This is a genomic window from Lachnoclostridium phocaeense (genome assembly GCF_959599685.1).
GTDB classification, from domain to species: Bacteria; Bacillota; Clostridia; order Lachnospirales; family Lachnospiraceae; genus Claveliimonas; species Claveliimonas monacensis.
In genome coordinates, this window is record NZ_CAUGIN010000007.1 from 80739 (window position 1) to 98340 (window position 17602).

The 17602-nt window shown below is 52.2% G+C and carries 16 protein-coding genes; 13 read left to right on the forward strand and 3 right to left on the reverse strand.

Annotated elements, in window-relative coordinates; genetic code table 11:
• Positions 1–17: 17 nt before the first annotated feature.
• The gene (locus tag Q5911_RS04880; protein WP_076777239.1) at positions 18–497 is read right to left on the reverse strand and encodes an S-ribosylhomocysteine lyase; all 480 of its coding nucleotides are present in this window, start codon (positions 495–497) and stop codon (positions 18–20) included.
• 456 nt (positions 498–953) lie between these two features.
• On the opposite strand from Q5911_RS04880, the gene Q5911_RS04885 reads away from it, so the two are divergent.
• Genes Q5911_RS04885 through Q5911_RS04895 form a run of 3 tightly spaced genes read left to right on the forward strand, consistent with a single transcriptional unit; the run spans position 954 to position 3197 of the window.
• Positions 954–1589: a histidine phosphatase family protein gene (locus Q5911_RS04885; protein ID WP_303181407.1), complete on the forward strand. Its 636-nt coding sequence runs from the start codon at positions 954–956 to the stop codon at positions 1587–1589.
• A 28-nt stretch (positions 1590–1617) separates the two neighbouring features.
• Complete coding sequence (gene trpS / locus Q5911_RS04890; protein WP_076777241.1) at positions 1618–2622, forward strand: tryptophan--tRNA ligase; 1005 nt, start codon at positions 1618–1620, stop codon at positions 2620–2622.
• 44 nt (positions 2623–2666) lie between these two features.
• Positions 2667–3197 (forward strand): hypothetical protein, encoded by a 531-nt coding sequence (locus Q5911_RS04895; protein ID WP_303181409.1) that lies wholly within the window; start codon positions 2667–2669, stop codon positions 3195–3197.
• 89 nt (positions 3198–3286) lie between these two features.
• Here the strand turns inward: Q5911_RS04895 and Q5911_RS04900 are convergent, their stop codons facing one another.
• Positions 3287–4474 (reverse strand): ribose-phosphate pyrophosphokinase, encoded by a 1188-nt coding sequence (locus tag Q5911_RS04900; protein ID WP_303181411.1) that lies wholly within the window; start codon positions 4472–4474, stop codon positions 3287–3289.
• Between the two features lie 122 nt (positions 4475–4596).
• On the opposite strand from Q5911_RS04900, the gene Q5911_RS04905 reads away from it, so the two are divergent.
• The 4 genes from Q5911_RS04905 (at position 4597) to Q5911_RS04920 (ending at position 9064) form a co-directional block, all read left to right on the forward strand.
• Complete coding sequence (locus Q5911_RS04905; protein ID WP_303181413.1) at positions 4597–5910, forward strand: DUF512 domain-containing protein; 1314 nt, start codon at positions 4597–4599, stop codon at positions 5908–5910.
• Between the two features lie 65 nt (positions 5911–5975).
• Positions 5976–7304, forward strand: a complete 1329-nt coding sequence (gene der, locus Q5911_RS04910; RefSeq protein WP_076777245.1) for a ribosome biogenesis GTPase Der — start codon at positions 5976–5978, stop codon at positions 7302–7304.
• 2 nt (positions 7305–7306) lie between these two features.
• Positions 7307–7954 (forward strand): glycerol-3-phosphate 1-O-acyltransferase PlsY, encoded by a 648-nt coding sequence (plsY, locus tag Q5911_RS04915; RefSeq protein WP_076777246.1) that lies wholly within the window; start codon positions 7307–7309, stop codon positions 7952–7954.
• 99 nt (positions 7955–8053) lie between these two features.
• The gene (locus tag Q5911_RS04920; protein WP_442913474.1) at positions 8054–9064 is read left to right on the forward strand and encodes an NAD(P)H-dependent glycerol-3-phosphate dehydrogenase; all 1011 of its coding nucleotides are present in this window, start codon (positions 8054–8056) and stop codon (positions 9062–9064) included.
• Positions 9065–9343: 279 nt separating this feature from the next.
• On the opposite strand, the gene Q5911_RS04925 is transcribed toward Q5911_RS04920, so the two are convergent.
• The gene (locus tag Q5911_RS04925; RefSeq protein WP_303181416.1) at positions 9344–10234 is read right to left on the reverse strand and encodes a LysR family transcriptional regulator; all 891 of its coding nucleotides are present in this window, start codon (positions 10232–10234) and stop codon (positions 9344–9346) included.
• Between the two features lie 193 nt (positions 10235–10427).
• Between Q5911_RS04925 and Q5911_RS04930 the strand changes: the two genes are divergently transcribed.
• The 6 genes from Q5911_RS04930 to Q5911_RS04955 all read left to right on the forward strand — a co-directional run bounded on the left by Q5911_RS04930 (position 10428) and on the right by Q5911_RS04955 (position 17591).
• Positions 10428–11267: a sugar phosphate isomerase/epimerase family protein gene (locus Q5911_RS04930; protein WP_076777249.1), complete on the forward strand. Its 840-nt coding sequence runs from the start codon at positions 10428–10430 to the stop codon at positions 11265–11267.
• A 202-nt stretch (positions 11268–11469) separates the two neighbouring features.
• Entirely contained in the window at positions 11470–13395 is a 1926-nt protein-coding gene (locus Q5911_RS04935; protein ID WP_303181418.1) for an oxidoreductase, read from the forward strand.
• A 50-nt stretch (positions 13396–13445) separates the two neighbouring features.
• Positions 13446–14321, forward strand: coding sequence for a shikimate dehydrogenase (locus Q5911_RS04940; protein ID WP_226394155.1), 876 nt, complete (start codon positions 13446–13448; stop codon positions 14319–14321).
• A 31-nt stretch (positions 14322–14352) separates the two neighbouring features.
• Entirely contained in the window at positions 14353–15630 is a 1278-nt protein-coding gene (locus tag Q5911_RS04945; protein WP_076777251.1) for an MFS transporter, read from the forward strand.
• 167 nt (positions 15631–15797) lie between these two features.
• Positions 15798–16298 carry a TRAP transporter small permease gene (locus Q5911_RS04950; protein ID WP_076777252.1) on the forward strand — a complete coding sequence of 167 codons (501 nt, stop codon included), beginning with the start codon at positions 15798–15800 and terminating at the stop codon, positions 16296–16298.
• Complete coding sequence (locus Q5911_RS04955) at positions 16299–17591, forward strand: TRAP transporter large permease (protein ID WP_303181419.1); 1293 nt, start codon at positions 16299–16301, stop codon at positions 17589–17591.
• Positions 17592–17602 lie beyond the last annotated feature (11 nt).

Genomic DNA, 17602 nt, shown 5'->3' on the forward strand with positions numbered 1-17602 from the left:
CTGTGTGCAGGATTTTTTTATTCCGGATAGACAAGCCGCTCTTTTGTGATCCCCTCCAGCACCTCTTTTAAGTATCTCTCTGCCAGGTATTTTGCCATGGGAAGGTTCATATCCAGATAATTGCCGCAGTCTTTTGGTGACGCGCCCGGAACTTCCCCCTCAAATTCTGCGATAAAGGAGAACATCTTTTTCATAAGAGGGACAATGTCCTCAGATTCATAGTCGCCGGCCAGCAGAAGGTAAAAGCCGGTGCGGCAGCCCATGGGCCCAAAATACAGGACCTTGTCTTTAAAGTCCGGGTCATTTCTCAGGAAGGTGGCGCCCAGGTGCTCGATGGTGTGGACTTCGGCCGTGTTCATGACCGGCTCATCGTTGGGGCTTGTCATGCGCAGGTCAAAAGTGGTCACCACACAGTCTCCGGCCATGTCTTTTCTGGAGACATACACGCCCGGGACCAGTTTTATGTGGTCAATGGTAAAACTTGTAATCTTTTCCATGTAAGATCATCCTTTCCAATATAATATGTCAGTCAGGGCAAAACAGATTTTGCCTTTGCCAGAGTATGCCAGGCAAAAATGCCCTATACTTCAGTCTACCACTTTTTTCATGGATTTTCTATGGCAAAACAACACAGGTGTGGTATAATGTGTGAGATAGGCCTGAGCCGTGCGAAAAGAAAAGGCGGCAGGCCGGCTGCTAGCAGACGGGGATGCGGCCTTTTCTTTTCATAGGGCGAAGCCCGGGACACTGAGGGGAGCGAAGCGCCCCGAAGTGTCCGGCACGGCGAGGAGAGGGGGAGCGAAGCGCCCCGAAGTGTCCGGCGCGGCGAGGAGAGGGTATGCGAAGCGCCCCGAAGTGTCCGGCGCGGCGAGGAGAGGGGGAGCGAAGCGCCCCGAAGTGTCCGGCACGGCGAGGAGAGGGCGTGCGAAGCGCCCCGAAGGGAGGCACAACAGATGAAATTATACATTGTCCGTCACGGAGAGACGGACTGGAACAAAGCGAGAAAGATACAGGGACAGTCAGACATTCCTCTTAATGAGTTTGGGAGGTACCTGGCCAGGGAGACGGCCAAAGGTCTTGCGGATGTGCATTTTGATCTCTGTTTTACCAGCCCTCTTTCCAGGGCAAAGGAGACAGCGCAGATCATACTGGATGGAAGAGATGTCCCCATCATAGAGGAACCGCGGATCGAGGAGATGGCCTTTGGAGAGTACGAGGGAAAGTTCTGCTCCAGTGAAGGCTGGGAGCTGCCGGAAGAGTTCCGCCGCTTTTTCGACGGCCCGGACAGGTACAGAGCTCCTGCGGGAGGAGAAGATTTTGGACAGGTGAGGGACCGGACGGGAGAGTTCCTGGAGGATTTGGCTCGTGATCCGAAATACGAGGGAAAGCAGATCCTGCTCACCACTCACGGCGCCGCGCTGGCGGGGTTGCTCTGCTACATAAGAAAGGCTCCTCTGTCCCAGTATTGGGGCGCGGGGGTGCACAAAAACTGCGCAGTCACGGAAGTGGACTGCAGAGATGGAAAATTCCAGATTTTGTCCGAAAATGTGGTGTACTACAAGGATGAAGTAGAACCCTGGGCAAAATGATCGATTATAAAAATGGGAGGACACAGACATGATCAATGACAAGAAAGTACTATTCAGCGGGATGCAGGCGACAGGGAACCTGACCCTTGGAAATTATCTGGGAGCGCTGAAGAACTGGGTGACGCTGAGTGACGAGTATGAATGTTTCTACAGCGTGGTGGACATGCATTCCATCACAGTGCGGCAGGACCCGGCAACTCTGAGAAAGAGGGCGAGAGCGCTTCTCATCCTCTACATCGCGGCCGGCCTGGATCCGAAGAAGAACTGCATCTACTACCAGTCCCACGTGTCCGGGCATGCGGAGCTGGCCTGGATCCTGAACTGTTTCACCTACATGGGTGAGCTGAACCGGATGACCCAGTTTAAGGACAAGGCGGCCAAACACGCGGACAATATCAACGCCGGACTTTTCACTTACCCGGTGCTGATGGCGGCGGACATCCTTCTCTACCAGGCAGACGTTGTGCCAGTGGGAGTGGATCAGAAGCAGCATCTTGAGATCACAAGAGACATTGCGGAGAGGTTCAATAATATTTACGGGGATGTGTTTACCATCCCGGAGGCCTATATAGGAAAAGTGGGGGCAAAAATTATGAGCCTCCAGGATCCTGTAAAGAAGATGTCCAAATCAGATGAAAACCCCAATGCCAGCATTTACCTCATGGACGATCCGGATACGATCATGCGCAAATGCAAGCGGGCCGTGACGGACTCTGAGGCACAGATCCTTTACAGGGACGAGCAGCCGGGAGTCAAGAACCTGATCAACATCTACAGCGCCTGCACCGGAAAGACACCGGAGGAAGTGGTAAAAGAGTTTGACGGCAGAGGATACGGCGATTTTAAGGTGGCTGTAGGAGAATCTGTTGTCTCTGTGCTGAAACCTCTGCAGGAAGAGGCGGCAAGACTTACAAAGGACAAGGCATACATTGACGGCATTATCAAGGAGAATGCGGAGAAAGCAGGATACTACGCAAATAAAACGCTGCGCAAGGTGCAGAAAAAAGTGGGATTCCCGGAGCGCATCCGCTAAATCTTCTGTGACGGCGAAAAAATGGAGATACGGAGGCTTACGTGATGGCAATACAGACTGCGGGAGAGCAGAAGTATTATGATTTTATAGAGGAGAGGGCAAAGAGCCTGCGCACAGGGATGATCGTCTGGATCAGCCTGCTGGCGGTGGCGCTCATTGCTGCCCTCAACAGTCCGGTCATCGGCGCTGTGCTGGCGGCGGCAGGGGTCGTGCTGGCTGTGCTGAATGTGAGGAGCCAGAGAGCGCTGCGCGCAAAACTTTCAGGGATCGAGGACAAGGCTGCCTTTTTTAATCAGCTGATCGCCCCGGATGTGGTGGAGGTACCTGCCTTCCGCCTGCTTGTGGCAAGAGAGTACGTACTCTCCTTCCGGGCAGATGTGTTTGTCTACCGCCTCAGCGACATGGCAAAGGTGGAAGTAGGACTGGGAAAAGGCGAGGAGAAGGCTTTATTTCTCACGGACAAAAGCGGGGAAAGGCATGAGATCGCAAGAGACAGAGGCAGAGAAACAGCTGACTTTGACAGGGCCTACGAGGCGCTGAGAGAGAAGCTGGCGCAGGCAGGGCAGCATGTTTAAGAGAGATTTTTCCCAAGAAGAAAACTCCCGGAACTGTGGACAAAATGAGATGTCCCCAGTTCGGGAGTTTTTTGCTGTCAGTTTTGCTGCTACTTTCTTGCAGCCAGTTCTTTTTTGTGTTTTTCTACCAGCGCGTGAATTCTCTTTGTCGGATCAAGGACAGCTCCAATGGAGATGTCGTGGTTCAGTGAGTCGATGATCAGCGCGATGAACTTACTCATATCTGCCACAGTGAAGTAAGGCTTATTCAGTGTCTCGGGCGGCAGATAGGTGAGGTTGGTGGTGATCAGGTGATCGATGTAGCCCTTGTTGTAATAGTCGTCAAAGATCTCCATGCCGTTGGTGAAAAGCCCGAAGGTGGTGCACACAAAGACGCGGGCAGCTCCTCTGTCTTTCAACTGTTTTGCCACATCCAGCATGCTCTCTCCGGAGGAGATCATGTCATCTACAACGATCAGATCCTTGCCTTTGACATCAGCCCCCAGGAATTCATGGGCCACAATGGGGTTTTTGCCGTTCACGATGGTGGAGTAGTCACGGCGTTTGTAGAACATGCCCATCTCCACGCCCAGCACATTGGAGAAATACACGGCTCTGTGCATGGCTCCCTCGTCCGGGCTGACGATCATCAGGTGCTCCTTGTCCAGCACCAGGTCAGGCTCAGCCCTGAGCAGCGCTTTCATAAACTGGTAGGGCGGGTTAAAGTTGTCAAAGCCTATGAGCGGGATGGCGTTCTGCACTCTGGGGTCGTGGGCGTCAAAGGTCATAATGTTGGACACACCCATTTCCACCAGCTCTTCCAGCGCCAGGGCGCAGTCCAGGGACTCACGCTTTGTGCGCTTGTGCTGGCGGCTTTCGTATAAGAAAGGCATCAGCACATTGACCCTGTGGGCTTTTCCGTTTGCCGCGGAGATGATGCGCTTCAGGTCCTGGTAGTGGTCGTCCGGGGACATGTGGTTTACGTGGCCGTTCACCGAGTAGGTCAGGCTGTAGTTGCACACATCTACCATTACAAAGAGATCCTTGCCCCGGACAGTCTCTTTGATCGTACCCTTTGCCTCGCCGCTTCCAAAGCGGGGACAGTGGCACTCGATCAGATAGTTGTCCATCTGATAGGAAGAATAGACGGGAGAGCTGAGTGTCTCCTCTGATGTGTCCTTCCGAAATTGCACGATATAGTCATTTACCTTTTTCCCCAGCTCTGTACAGCTCTCAAGAGCTGCGATCTTTAAGGGAGCCACGGGCAGGGCACGTTCCAGTACTTTTAAATCTGACATAGGTTCCTCCAGTCATATATGTTTTTCCTCTATTATTTATAGCACTTTTATGGTAAAATGGTCAACTAATCGGTCAAAATATGTTATACTTTATTAGATAAGAAACAGCAGAGGTATTTTATATGGCACACAGACATATCATCAAGAGCATAGAGCCCGGCAGCATTGCAGAGGAGCTGGGCATAGAGAAGGGGGACATTCTTCTGGCCATCAACGACCAGGAGGTAGAGGATGTCTTTGATTATCATTTTTACGTCAATGACGAGCAGCTTGTGCTTACTATAGAGAAGCCGGACGGGGAAGAGTGGGAGCTGGAGATTGAGAAGGACTATGAGGAGGACCTGGGGATTGAGTTTGAGCAGGGCCTCATGGATGAGTACCGCTCCTGCAGAAATAAATGTATTTTCTGTTTTATCGACCAGATGCCGAAGGGGATGCGGGACACGCTCTACTTCAAAGACGACGACTCAAGACTCTCCTTTCTGCAGGGAAACTATGTGACACTGACCAATATGAGCGACCATGACATTGACAGGATCATCCGGTATCACCTGGAGCCTATCAATATTTCTTTCCATACTACCAACCCGGAGCTGCGCTGCCAGATGCTCCACAACCGATTTGCCGGTGAGGCGCTGAAGAAGGTGGACAGGCTGTACGAGGCGGGGATTGAGATGAACGGACAGATCGTTCTGTGCCGGGGGATCAACGACGGTGAGGAGCTGGAGAGGACCATCCGGGATCTGTCCGGGTATCTTCCCTGCCTGCAGAGTGTGTCCGTGGTACCGGTGGGGCTGACGAAATACAGGGATGGCCTGTATCCGCTGGAGCCCTTCACCCCGGAGGATGCCCGAAAGGTGCTGGAAGTGGTCCACCGCTGGCAGGATGAGCTGTACGAAAAGTGGGGGATCCATTTCATCCATGCCGGAGATGAGTGGTACCTGCTGGCCGGGGAGGAGATGCCGCCACAGGAGCGGTACGACGGGTATCTGCAGCTGGAGAACGGCGTGGGGATGATGCGGCTTCTGGAAAATGAGTTCCAGGAGGCTTTTGACGGACTCCCAGGGGATGACCTTTCGCGGGAGGTGTCTGTGGCCACGGGGAAACTGGCCTATCCGCTTATATGCAGTATGGCGGAGAAGCTGAAGAGCCGGTATCCCGGGACAGTGATCCACACGTACCAGATCGAGAACCGCTATTTCGGCGAGAGGATCACAGTGGCCGGCCTGATCACAGGGCAGGATCTGAAAGAGCAGCTGGCCGGGAAAGATCTGGGGAAGGCGCTTCTTCTCCCCTGCAATATGTTTCGCAGCCAGGAGGAAGTTTTCCTGGACGATGTGACCCTCACAGAGCTGAAAGATGCTTTACAATCAGAAATAGATATTGTAAAATCAAGCGGGCAGGATTTTATTGATGCTGTGCTGAAACTTAGATAAAAAGATCCGGTCAGTCAGAGGCCGGGCGAGAGATAAAATGTCAGTAATTTGAGAAGGAGAGCAATATGAGCAAACCAGTAGTAGCCGTCGTGGGGCGGCCAAACGTGGGAAAATCCACTTTATTTAATGTGCTGGCCGGTGAGAAGATCTCCATCGTAAAAGACACGCCGGGCGTGACAAGGGACCGCATCTATGCGGAGGTGTCATGGCTGGACCGTGAATTTACGCTGATCGACACCGGAGGGATCGAGCCGGAGAGCAAAGATGTGATCCTCTCCCAGATGCGGGAGCAGGCGCAGATTGCCATAGATACAGCGGATGTCATTCTTTTCCTGACGGATGTGCGCCAGGGACTTCAGGACGCGGATGCCAAGGTGGCGGATATGCTGCGGCGGTCCGGCAAGCCGGTGCTTCTTGTAGTAAATAAAGTAGACAATTTTGATAAGTTCATGGCAGATGTCTATGAGTTCTATAATCTGGGGATCGGGGATCCCATTCCGATTTCTGCATCTTCCAGGCTTGGACTGGGAGATATGCTGGATGCCCTGATCGCTCATTTCCCGGAACACGCAGGGGAAGAGGAGGAGGACGAGCGGCCCAGGGTGGCCATTGTAGGCAAGCCCAATGTAGGCAAGTCTTCCATTATCAATAAGCTTCTGGGCGAGCAGAGAGTGATCGTGTCCGATATTGCCGGAACCACCCGGGATGCCATTGACACAGAGGTGGTCCATGACGGAAAAGAGTATGTGTTTATCGACACAGCGGGCCTTCGACGGAAGAACAAGATCAAGGAGGAGCTGGAGCGGTACAGTATCATCCGTACAGTGACAGCTGTGGAGAGGGCGGATGTGGTGCTGGTCGTCATTGACGCCACAGAAGGAGTCACAGAGCAGGATGCCAAGATCGCAGGCATTGCCCACGAGAGAGGAAAGGGCATCATTATTGTGGTGAACAAGTGGGATGCCATCGAGAAAAACGACAAGACCATGCGGGAGTACGAGAACAAGGTGCGCCAGGTTCTCTCTTTCATGCCCTACGCAGAGATCATGTATGTGTCCGCCAAGAGCGGCCAGAGACTTCACAAGCTGTTTGAGAAGATCGATATGGTGATCCAGAACCAGAACCTCCGGGTGGCCACGGGCGTTCTCAATGAGATCATGATGGAGGCTGTGGCCATGCAGCAGCCGCCTTCAGACAAGGGAAAGAGACTGAAGCTTTTCTATATCACTCAGGTGGCGGTGAAGCCGCCCAGCTTTGTCATTTTTGTCAATGATAAAGAGCTGATGCATTTTTCATATACCAGGTATCTGGAAAATAAAATCCGGGAGGCCTTTGGATTTAAGGGGACGTCTCTTAAATTCTTTATCCGCCAGCGGAAGGAGAAGGAGCAGTAATCATGTTAGAACGAGTTATTTGTCTGGCCATCGGATATGCTTTCGGGCTGATCCAGACAGGATATCTGTACGGAAAGACGCAGCATATTGACATCCGCACAAAGGGGAGCGGAAATGCGGGAACGACCAACGCTCTGCGCACGATGGGCTGGAAGGCGGGTGTCATTACTCTCCTTGGAGACTGCCTCAAATGCGTGTTCGCTGTTCTTGTCGTGCGACTGATCTTCGGAGGAGCGCACGGCGATATCATGCCGGTCCTCTCCCAGTATGCAGGCCTGGGAGCTATCCTGGGGCACAATTATCCGTTTTATATGAAGTTTAAGGGCGGAAAGGGCATTGCGGTTACTGCCGGCATTATCATCACTACATGGAATATCTGGATCATGCTGATCTGCCTGGCTGTATTTCTCATCAGCGTGGCAGCCACCAAGTATGTATCCGTGGGGTCCCTCGTGGTTGTGGTTACATATTTTATCTGCGTGGTCGTGTACGGGCAGATGGGAGGTTTCCATGTGGACGGCAGTCATCTGACGGAAATGTACGTGCTGGCGGCGCTTGTGGTTGTCTCAGCATTTTACAAGCACAAAGCCAACATCGGACGCCTGATGAACGGCACAGAGAACAAGCTGAGTGTGGGCAGGAGCAAATAATAGCGAGCGAATAGAACGGTCCAGTGAACCGTCTTTATAAACAGAGTATGCGGCCCTGCCCCGTCAGGATATGCAGGCGGGCCGGGAAGGAGGAAGATTATGGCAAAAGTTGGGATTATGGGAGCCGGAAGCTGGGGGACAGCCCTGTCGCTTCTTCTCCACAAGAATGGGCATGAGGTGATCGTCTGGTCCATCAATGAGGAGGAAGTGGAGATGCTCTCCAGGGAGAGGGAGCACAAGAGCAAGCTGCCTGGGGTGAAGATCCCGGAGGATATGGAGTTTACCACAGACATGGAGAAGACTGTGACGGACAAGGATTTTGTCGTCCTGGCAGTGCCTTCTACTTTTACGAGAAGCACAGCCAGAAACATGTGTCCCTATGTAAAAGAGGGGCAGATTCTTGTGAATGTGGCAAAGGGGATTGAGGAGTCCACGCTGATGACCCTCTCCGAGCAGATCGAGGAGGAGATTCCTCAGGCCAATGTGGCTGTCCTGTCCGGACCCAGCCATGCGGAGGAAGTGGGACGGCAGATCCCCACAAGTGTGGTTGTGGGCGCAAAGACAAAGGAGACCGCAGAGTACCTCCAGGAGATGTTTATGAACGAGGTGTTCCGCGTCTATACAAGCCCGGATATCCTGGGCATTGAGCTGGGCGGTTCCCTGAAAAATGTCATCGCCCTGGCAGCAGGTATGGCCGACGGCCTTGGATACGGGGACAACACAAAGGCAGCCCTCATCACAAGGGGGATCCACGAGATCGCACGCCTGGGTGTCAAGATGGGCGGAGCCCTGGAGAGTTTTATGGGACTTACCGGCATCGGTGACCTGATCGTGACCTGCGCCAGTGTCCACAGCCGGAACCGCAAGGCCGGCTACCTGATGGGGCAGGGCAAGACCATGCAGGAGGCCATGGATGAGGTGAAGATGGTGGTGGAGGGCGTTTACTCCACAAAGGCCGCTGTAGCCCTCGGAAAGAAATACGGTGTGGACCTTCCCATTATCGAGCAGGTCAATGCCATCCTCTTTGAAGATAAGGATGCAAAAGAAGCCGTGTACGATCTGATGATGCGCAAAGGCAAGGCAGAGCACAACGCAAAACCCTGGAGTTAGATGGGGACGTAATATTCTTTAAAAGTGTTACGTCCGGATTTAAACCAACTGGTGTGTAATTGTGTCAGATGAACCAATGCAGTGTTTGGTTTCGTTTGACGGATCATAAAGAAAAAGCGAGAGTTTCTCCCGTGTTTTACGGAAGAGGCTCTCGCTTTTTTTGATAGATAAATCATCACTTTTTATGGGAAATGTGTAAAAAGATAGTTGTGGGTTTGCACAATTACACACCAGTTAAAGTGATTTCGGACGTAATACTTTTTAAAAGGATTACGTCCCCTAATAAACAGTTGCGTGGCGTTTTACAAATTCTTTGAAGTCGTTGATGGCGGGCGCCTGGTACACGTCCTTCAGAGTGCACATGTAGAACATCCGCTCCCAGGTGGGATTGACGATGCGGATGATCTGCACCGGCATGTAGGCAAGGAGAGCCATGTGGGGCACCACAGCGATGCCGAAGCCGGCGGACACAAGACCTGCCACAGCCTGGTCCTCCTCCACCTCGTAGGTATACTGGGGCTGGCCTTTGCACTCCTTGAACAGCTTGTCAATGATAGGGCGCAGACCGCTTCGCCGGGAAAAACCGATATGGGGATAGGGCAGCGTGTCAGCCAGGTCGATCTCGTCCCGGGTGCACAGCGGATGACCGTTGGGGACGATCAGTACCAGTTCCTGCTTGGACACGGGAATGAATTCAATAGCCGGCTCATTTTCCATTTTGGAGCAGAAGGCAATATCGTACTTCCGGTTCTTCAGCCCCTCGATCATGTCCGGTGTAAGTCCGGTGGAGTTGTGAAAGCGGAAATCAATGTTCTGCTTGGGATGCTCCTTAATATAGTCCCGCACCAGGCCGGGGACGAGCTGTGTGCTCAGAGTGCGCAGGACGGCGATGTCGATCTGCCCCTCGCCGCTGCCTGTCATCTGCAGCTTGTTTACACTGGAGTCCAGAATGCTCAGAGACTGCTCCACATCCTCGAGAAAGGCCTGCCCGCACTTGGTCAGGACGACATTGCGCCCCTCCTTTTCGAACAGCTTTACCCCAAGCTCGCTTTCCAGAGACGAGATGGCGTGGCTGAGGCTGGGCTGTGTGATAGACAGCAGCTCCGCTGCCCTTGTGTAGTGCTCCAGATGAGCAAGTGTCACAAAATACCGTAAATGATATAGGTTCATCGAGGTTCCTCCTGTGTATATATTGGATATATTTTATCACAAACCATAAATAGTTTCTATGAATTCGTGCTATATTATGAATTTGTTTTTATTTTAACAATAGAATATAATAAAGGCATAGTAAATATCACAAGATTGAACGAAGAAAAAGTAAGAGAAGTGTTCAATTTTAACAACGGAAGGAGAAAAAACTATGTCAAAGAAAAATCCAATCACAGTCAGCTCATGGACATTAGGCGACCAGTGCAAATTTGAGGATCGTGTGATCGCTGCAAAAGAAGCAGGATACGAGGGTATCGGCCTTCGCGCAGAGACATACGTGGATGCGCTGAATGAGGGACTCTATGATGAGGACATCCTGGCAATCCTTGACAAGCACGGCATGAAGGTGACAGAGGTTGAGTATATTGTGCAGTGGGCAGAGGACAACCGTTCCTACGAGCAGAAATACAAAGAGCAGATGTGCTTCCACATGTGCGACCTGTTCGGCGTGAACCACATCAACTGCGGACTGATGGAAAACTACTCTGTTGAGCACACAGCACAGAAATTAAAAGAGCTCTGCCACAGAGCCGGCAAGCGGATCATCGGCGTAGAGCCAATGCCCTACAGCGGAATCCCGGATCTGAAAAAAGCATGGGATGTAGTGAAAGCCTCCGGCGCTGAGAACGCATACATGATCCTGGATACATGGCACTGGGTAAGAGCAGATCAGCCATACGACATCCTGACAGAGGAGATGGCGAAGAAAGTCATCTCCATCCAGATCAACGATGCCTATGACAGACCGTATGCAAAATCCATCCTGAGAGATGAGTCCATGCATGACCGTCTCGCTCCCGGAACAGGCGCGAAAGACACAGCTGGTTTCGTGAAGATGATCAAGGATGCCGGAGTTGACCCGAAGGTTATCGGTGTGGAAGTCATCTCTGATGAGATCCTTTCAAGAGGACTGAAAGAAGCTGCTGCTTATACATATGAAAACACAGAAAAAGTGTTAAAAGAAGCATGGCCGGAAATGGTTGAGGACTAAGAAGAATAAAAGGAAACAGTAACGCAGACATTCGGACTTATCTTTTTGACTTGCGCGGCACGATTTCGAGGTTACGTATGATCGGAGAGATAAGTCCGATGTGCGCAGCCAGAGAATGTTAAAAATAAGACAGGAATGACAAGAACCTGTCGGAGCGACCGCAAAGTAAAAATATGAATAGTTGAGAGTGAGGAAAAAAAGTATGAAATTTAGGACAATGTTCTCCCCGATCCAGGTTGGACCTATGACAGTAAAAAACCGCTTTGTTGTCCCGCCCATGGGCAATAACTTTGCCAACACAGACGGAACATGGAGTGACCAGTCTGTTGCCTACTACGCAGAGAGGGCCAAAGGACAGTTCGGACTGATCACTATTGAGGCGACAGTGGTACATAACAACGCAAAAGGCGGACCGAGAAAGCCCTGCCTCTATGACGACAACAGCATTGAGAGCCTGAAGAAGATCACAGATGCCTGTCACGCTGAGGGGGCAAAGGTCTCCATCCAGCTGCAGAACGCAGGCCCGGAGGGAAATGCGGTGAACGCAGGCGCACCGATCGTGGCAGCTTCTGCCATCCCTTCTGTATATGGAAAGGACACACCGGTGGAGGTGCCGACAGAGACAGTATATGAGCTGGTAAAAGGCTACGGCGATGCCGCTGAGCGCGCCATGAAGGGCGGAGCCGACGCGGTGGAGATCCATATGGCTCACGGCTACCTTGTGAATTCTTTCATTTCCCCGAGAACCAACAAGCGTACCGATGAATTTGGCGGAAACTTTGAGAACAGGATGCGCTTCCCGCGTCTGATCGTGGAGGAAGTAAAGAGAAGAGTGGGCGGCAAAGTTGCCATCCTGGCCCGCATCAACAGCTCCGACGAAGTGGAAGGCGGAGATGACGTACACGACAGCGCAGCCATCGCAGCATATCTGGAAGACTGCGGCGTGGAGGGACTTCATGTATCCCGTGCCGTGCATATCAAAGACGAGTATATGTGGGCTCCAACAGCTGTACATGGAGGATTTTCCGCTGACCTTGTGACAGAGATCAAAAAGGCTGTGTCCATCCCGGTCATCACAGTGGGACGCTACACAGAGCCCTATTTCGCAGAGCTGATGGTAAGAGAAGGACGTGCGGACCTGGTGGCTTTCGGACGCCAGTCACTGGCAGATCCCCGCATGCCTGAGAAGGCCATGAACGATAAGCTGGAGGATATGTTCCCCTGTATCGCATGTCTCCAGGGATGTGTGGCAAACATGTACAAAGGCGAGCCGATCTGCTGTCTTGTAAACCCCTTCCTGGGCCATGAGGCAGAGGGCCTGAAAAAGGCTGAGAAATCCAAGAAAGTCATGGTCATCGGCGGCGGTGTGGCCGGCATGTGCGCAGCTTTTATCGCAGCGGAGAGAGGACATGATGTGTCTCTGTACGAGAGCACAGACAGACTGGGCGGAAATATGCGTCTGGCTGCTTACCCGCCCGGAAAAGGTGACATCACAAACATGATCCGCAGCTACATCGTAAGATGTGAGAAGGCAGGCGTGAAGATCCACAAAAACACAACCGTTGATCTGGACTTTGTGAAAGCAGAGAAACCGGATGCAGTGATCGTGTCAACTGGTTCCCGCACACTGATCCTTCCTATCGAGGGCATCGACAACCCGGCTATCATCCACGGCTCCGACCTGCTGGACGGCAAGAGAGCTGCCGGCAAGAAAGTCCTTGTCGTAGGCGGCGGTATGGTGGGCTGCGAGACAGCTGCCTTCTTAGGAGAGCAGGAGCATGATGTGACAGTCATCGAGTTCCGCGACACAGTGGGCGCTGACGTGATCCACGAGCACAGAGTATTCCTTATGGAAGACTTTAAGAACTATGATATCAAACAGATCACAAACGCAAAGGTATGCAAGTTCTATGAGGACGGCGTGGCATATGAGTCCCCGGACGGAACCATGCATGAAGTGAGAGGATTTGACTCTGTTGTCCTTTCCATGGGATTCAGAAACTACAATCCTTTTGCCGAGCAGCTGGAAGAGCTTGGACAGGAAGTCTATGTGATCGGTGACGCCACAAGGGCAAGAAGAGCTCTGGACGCCACAAAAGAAGCCTACGCAGCCGCGATCCAGATCTAAGCGGAGCAGGGCAGAGGCACAGTGCAAGAATGATTGAGGAGGAAAAGATCATGGAAAAAAGAATTTCTGGACATACAGGACTGATGGCATTATTTGGAAGCCCGGTGGGACATTCTGGTTCCCCGGCCATGTACAACTTCAGCTTCCAGCACGACGGACTGGACTACGCGTACCTGGCGTTCGACGTGACGGTGGAGCAGATGCCGAAAGTATTTGAGGCCATCCGCCTTTTCAAAATGCGGGGCGGAAACTTCACCATGCCCTGCAAGAACATTGCTGCAGAGCTGGTGGACAAGCTGTCACCGGCGGCAGAGATCATCGGTGCCTGCAACACCTTTGTCAATGATGACGGTGTTATCACAGGACATATCACAGACGGTATTGGCTTTGTGAACAACCTGGCTCTCAACGGTTTTGACGTGAAGGGCAAAAAGGCAGTGATCCTGGGAGCAGGCGGCGCTGCCACAGCCATCCAGGTGCAATTTGCCCTGGACGGAGCAAAAGAGGTGCACATCTTTAATATCAAAGACGAGTTCTATGCAAGAGCAGAGGGAACAAAAGAGAAACTGGCGCAGAAATGCCCGGACTGCCTTGTCACAGTAGATGACCTGGACGACAAGGAGAAGCTGGCAGAGGCTGTAAAAGACTGCGACATCGTGATCAATGCCACCATCATGGGCATGAAGCCCTACGATGACGTGACGCTCATCGACAAGTCCCTTTTCCGCAAGGACCTTGTAGTAGCTGACACAGTCTACAATCCGGAGAAGACAAAGATGATCCTGGAGGCTGAAGAGGCAGGATGCAAGGCCATCGGCGGCGTGGGCATGCTCCAGCAGCAGGGCGTTGTCAACTACGAGCTCTTTGTAGGAAAGAAAATGCCTCTGGACGAGTACAACAAGTTCCAGGCAGAGCAGGCAAAATAATACAGTTTGAACGAGAAAAGGAGTAAGAGAAGTGAAGGCGAAAAAGTATATCTTATCACTGGCAATGGTATACATGGCGTACTTTACCCATGGTATCCAGGCGATCATCCTGTCACAGAACCAGGTAAACTTCTACACCCAGTGGGGGTACACGGACGCAGTGGAAGGTGCGGCGGCCGTGTCCCTGGCGATCACAGCGACAGGTTTCGGTAAAATGCTGACTGTATGGCTGGGCGGAGAATTCTCAGACCGCATTGGCCGTAAAAAGATGGCAGTTGCGGGCGGCGTGCTCTATATCATCTGCTTTGCGGGACTTCTGTTCACGGCAAGCTTCCCCATCGCATGTGTATGTGCATTCCTCTCAGGAGCAGCTACGTCCGGTTTCTGGGATGCATCCCTGTATCCGGCAGCTCAGGAGTCTGTAAAACCGAGATACGCAGGAAGTGCTCTGATCGGTATCAAATTCTTCGTGTCTCTGTCCGGCATCATTTATCCGCTGTTGGCTGTGCAGTTCTCAGCAGCAGGAAACTGGCACATCAACATCTGGATTCCGCTTGTTATGTCCATTGTTGCGGTTGTGCTGGCAGTGATCGCACCCTTTGCCTATGACGATCAGATGAAAGAGACCGTACAGACAGCAGACGGCAAGACAGAGAATGCGGCACAGGCTGAGATCGAGGCTGCAAGGGCAAGAATGCTTGTAAAACCAAGCGGACTGGTAAACTTCTTTACCATGTTCTACGGATTTGTATGTATGTTCATCATGTACGGCGCGCAGCAGTACACAAAGGCCTTCGGTATGAGCAACTGCGGTCTGACTGAGGCGCAGGCGGCGGGCATGACATCGATCTACACAGTAGGATCAGTTATTGCCGTTGTATTCTGGGCAGTTATGATGGGTAAACTGCAGTGGAATCCGCTGAAGGTAGTCCTGATCGACTCCATCTTTACGGCAGTGGCCCTCGCCATTGTTCTCCTTGTGAGCAACGTGGCTGTGATCTATGTGGCCATCGCCCTGCTTGGCTTCTTCGCAGCAGGCGGAGCACTCCAGACAGGTCTTGGAATCCGTCAGGAGATGTGCCCCGGCCCGAAGGGAAGAAACACTGGTATCTACTATACATGGATGGGACTTGCAAGCTGCTTCCTGCCCTACATTGTATCAGCCATGACCACCTCTATCGGAGAGGCTGCAGCTGTATACACTATGATGGGACTTCTCCTTGCAGCAGCAGTCATTGCCATCCTGATGATGCTCTACCTTGTATCTCAGTATAAGAAGATCTTTGGTAAGAGCGCTCTGACGAAATAGTATATACTGTGCATAAACAGTACAGTAAGGCTGAGTGAAAAGTGACCCGCTAGAATGGACACAATAATCATAGAATGTATCCTGACTAGCGGGTCATTTTATATACAAATCATAGATAAAAAGAATAGATAATGCTGTGAAAAGCTATAAAATAGGGAGGTTTCAACATGAAAGTACTCAGATGGCTGGACCAGTATCTGGAGGAAGCCCTTCTCCTCATCATGCTGTGCGCCATGACGCTGGTCATGGGCGTGCAGGTGGCGGCAAGGTATGTGCTGGGCTCATCGCTTTCCTGGTCTGAAGAGATCACAAGATTTCTCTTTATCGTTTCCGGGTTTATCAGTGCCAGCTTCTGCATCAAAAAAGGCGCGTCGGTGAAGATCGACCAGCTGGTGGGCATGCTGCCGGGAAAGGGCGTGCATATTTTCCGGCTCATCAGCTACTCTGTACAGCTTGTATTTTTTGCGTACCTGATCCCCTTTGCCTGGAAATATGTCGCGGCGGGCATGGAGAGCGGGCAGCGCAGCCCTGCCTGCGGTATCCCCATGTACATCATCCAGTCTTTTACCGTGATCAGTTTTGTCCTCTGCGTGATCCGGCTCATCCAGAAATGGCTGTACCGGCTGCAGATCATCCTTGGAGTAAGAGATGGAAAGGAGGAGGAGTAGATGTCATCAGCAGTTGTTATGATCTTATTTTTTGTCTGCCTGCTCATAGCCATACCGATTTCGGTGTCTCTGGGCATCGTTTCTGTGCTGCCGGGAGTTTTTGACTCTTCCTTTACAGCCAGCGCCAGCTACGTGATCCGGTCTATGTTCGGCGGACTGGACAGTTTTCCGCTCCTTGCGGTCCCCATGTTCATCCTGTCGGGCATTATCATGGCGCGGGGAGGCATTTCCAAGAGGCTCTTTGACCTGTTTGCCTATTTTATAGGAAAGCGGACAGCGGGACTGCCCTGCGCGGCAGTGGTGACCTGTCTCTTTTACGGAGCCATCTCCGGGTCCGGCATTGCCACGGTGGCAGCCGTGGGGAGCATGACCATCCCCCTTCTTGTCCATCTGGGCTATGACAAAAAGTTCTGCACAGCTCTTGTGGCTGTGGCGGGGAGCCTGGGAGTCATCATACCGCCAAGCATTCCCTTTATCATGTTCGGTATGGCCTCGGGCGTGTCTGTCAGCGATATCTTTATTGCGGGCATCATCCCCGGCATCCTGATCGGTGTCCTTCTCATGGTCTATGCGGTGTACTACTGCAGGAAGAACGGGGAGGACAAGGAGAAGATCAACGAGGAGATAGGGAAACTCCGGGAAAAAGGCCTGTGGAGGGTGTTCAGGAGCAGCTTTTTTGCTGTCCTCTCGCCGGTGATCATCCTGGGATGCATCTACTCCGGCGTGGCGTCCCCCACGGAGGCGGCGGTCATCTCCGTGTTCTACTCCCTGATCATCAGCCTGTTTGTGTACAGGTCACTGCAGTGGAGAGAGCTGTACGCAGTCTTTTCCGAGGCGGTGAAGACCTATGCGCCCATCCTCTTCATCCTGGCAGCGTCCATCGCTTTTTCCAGGGTGCTGACCCTGATGCAGGTGCCTCAGACCATCAGCACGTGGATACTGGACAGCTTTGCGGGAAATAAAGTGCTGATCCTGATCGTGGTCAATATCTTCCTGCTGTTTGTGGGAATGGTCATGGACACCACACCGGCTATCCTGATACTGACTCCCATCCTCCTGCCCATCATGAACGGAGTGGGAGTGGACTCCATCCATTTCGGAGTCATGATGGTGGTGAACCTTGCCATCGGCTTTGTGACCCCGCCTATCGGCGTCAACCTGTTTGTGGCAAGCTCCCTCACAGATATTCCGGTGGTGCAGATCGCGAAACGGGCCCTTCCCATGATCGGCTATTTCCTGATCGCACTGATCCTGATCACATTTATACCCCAGATCAGCCTTGCGCTGCTCTAGAAAAGGAGGAT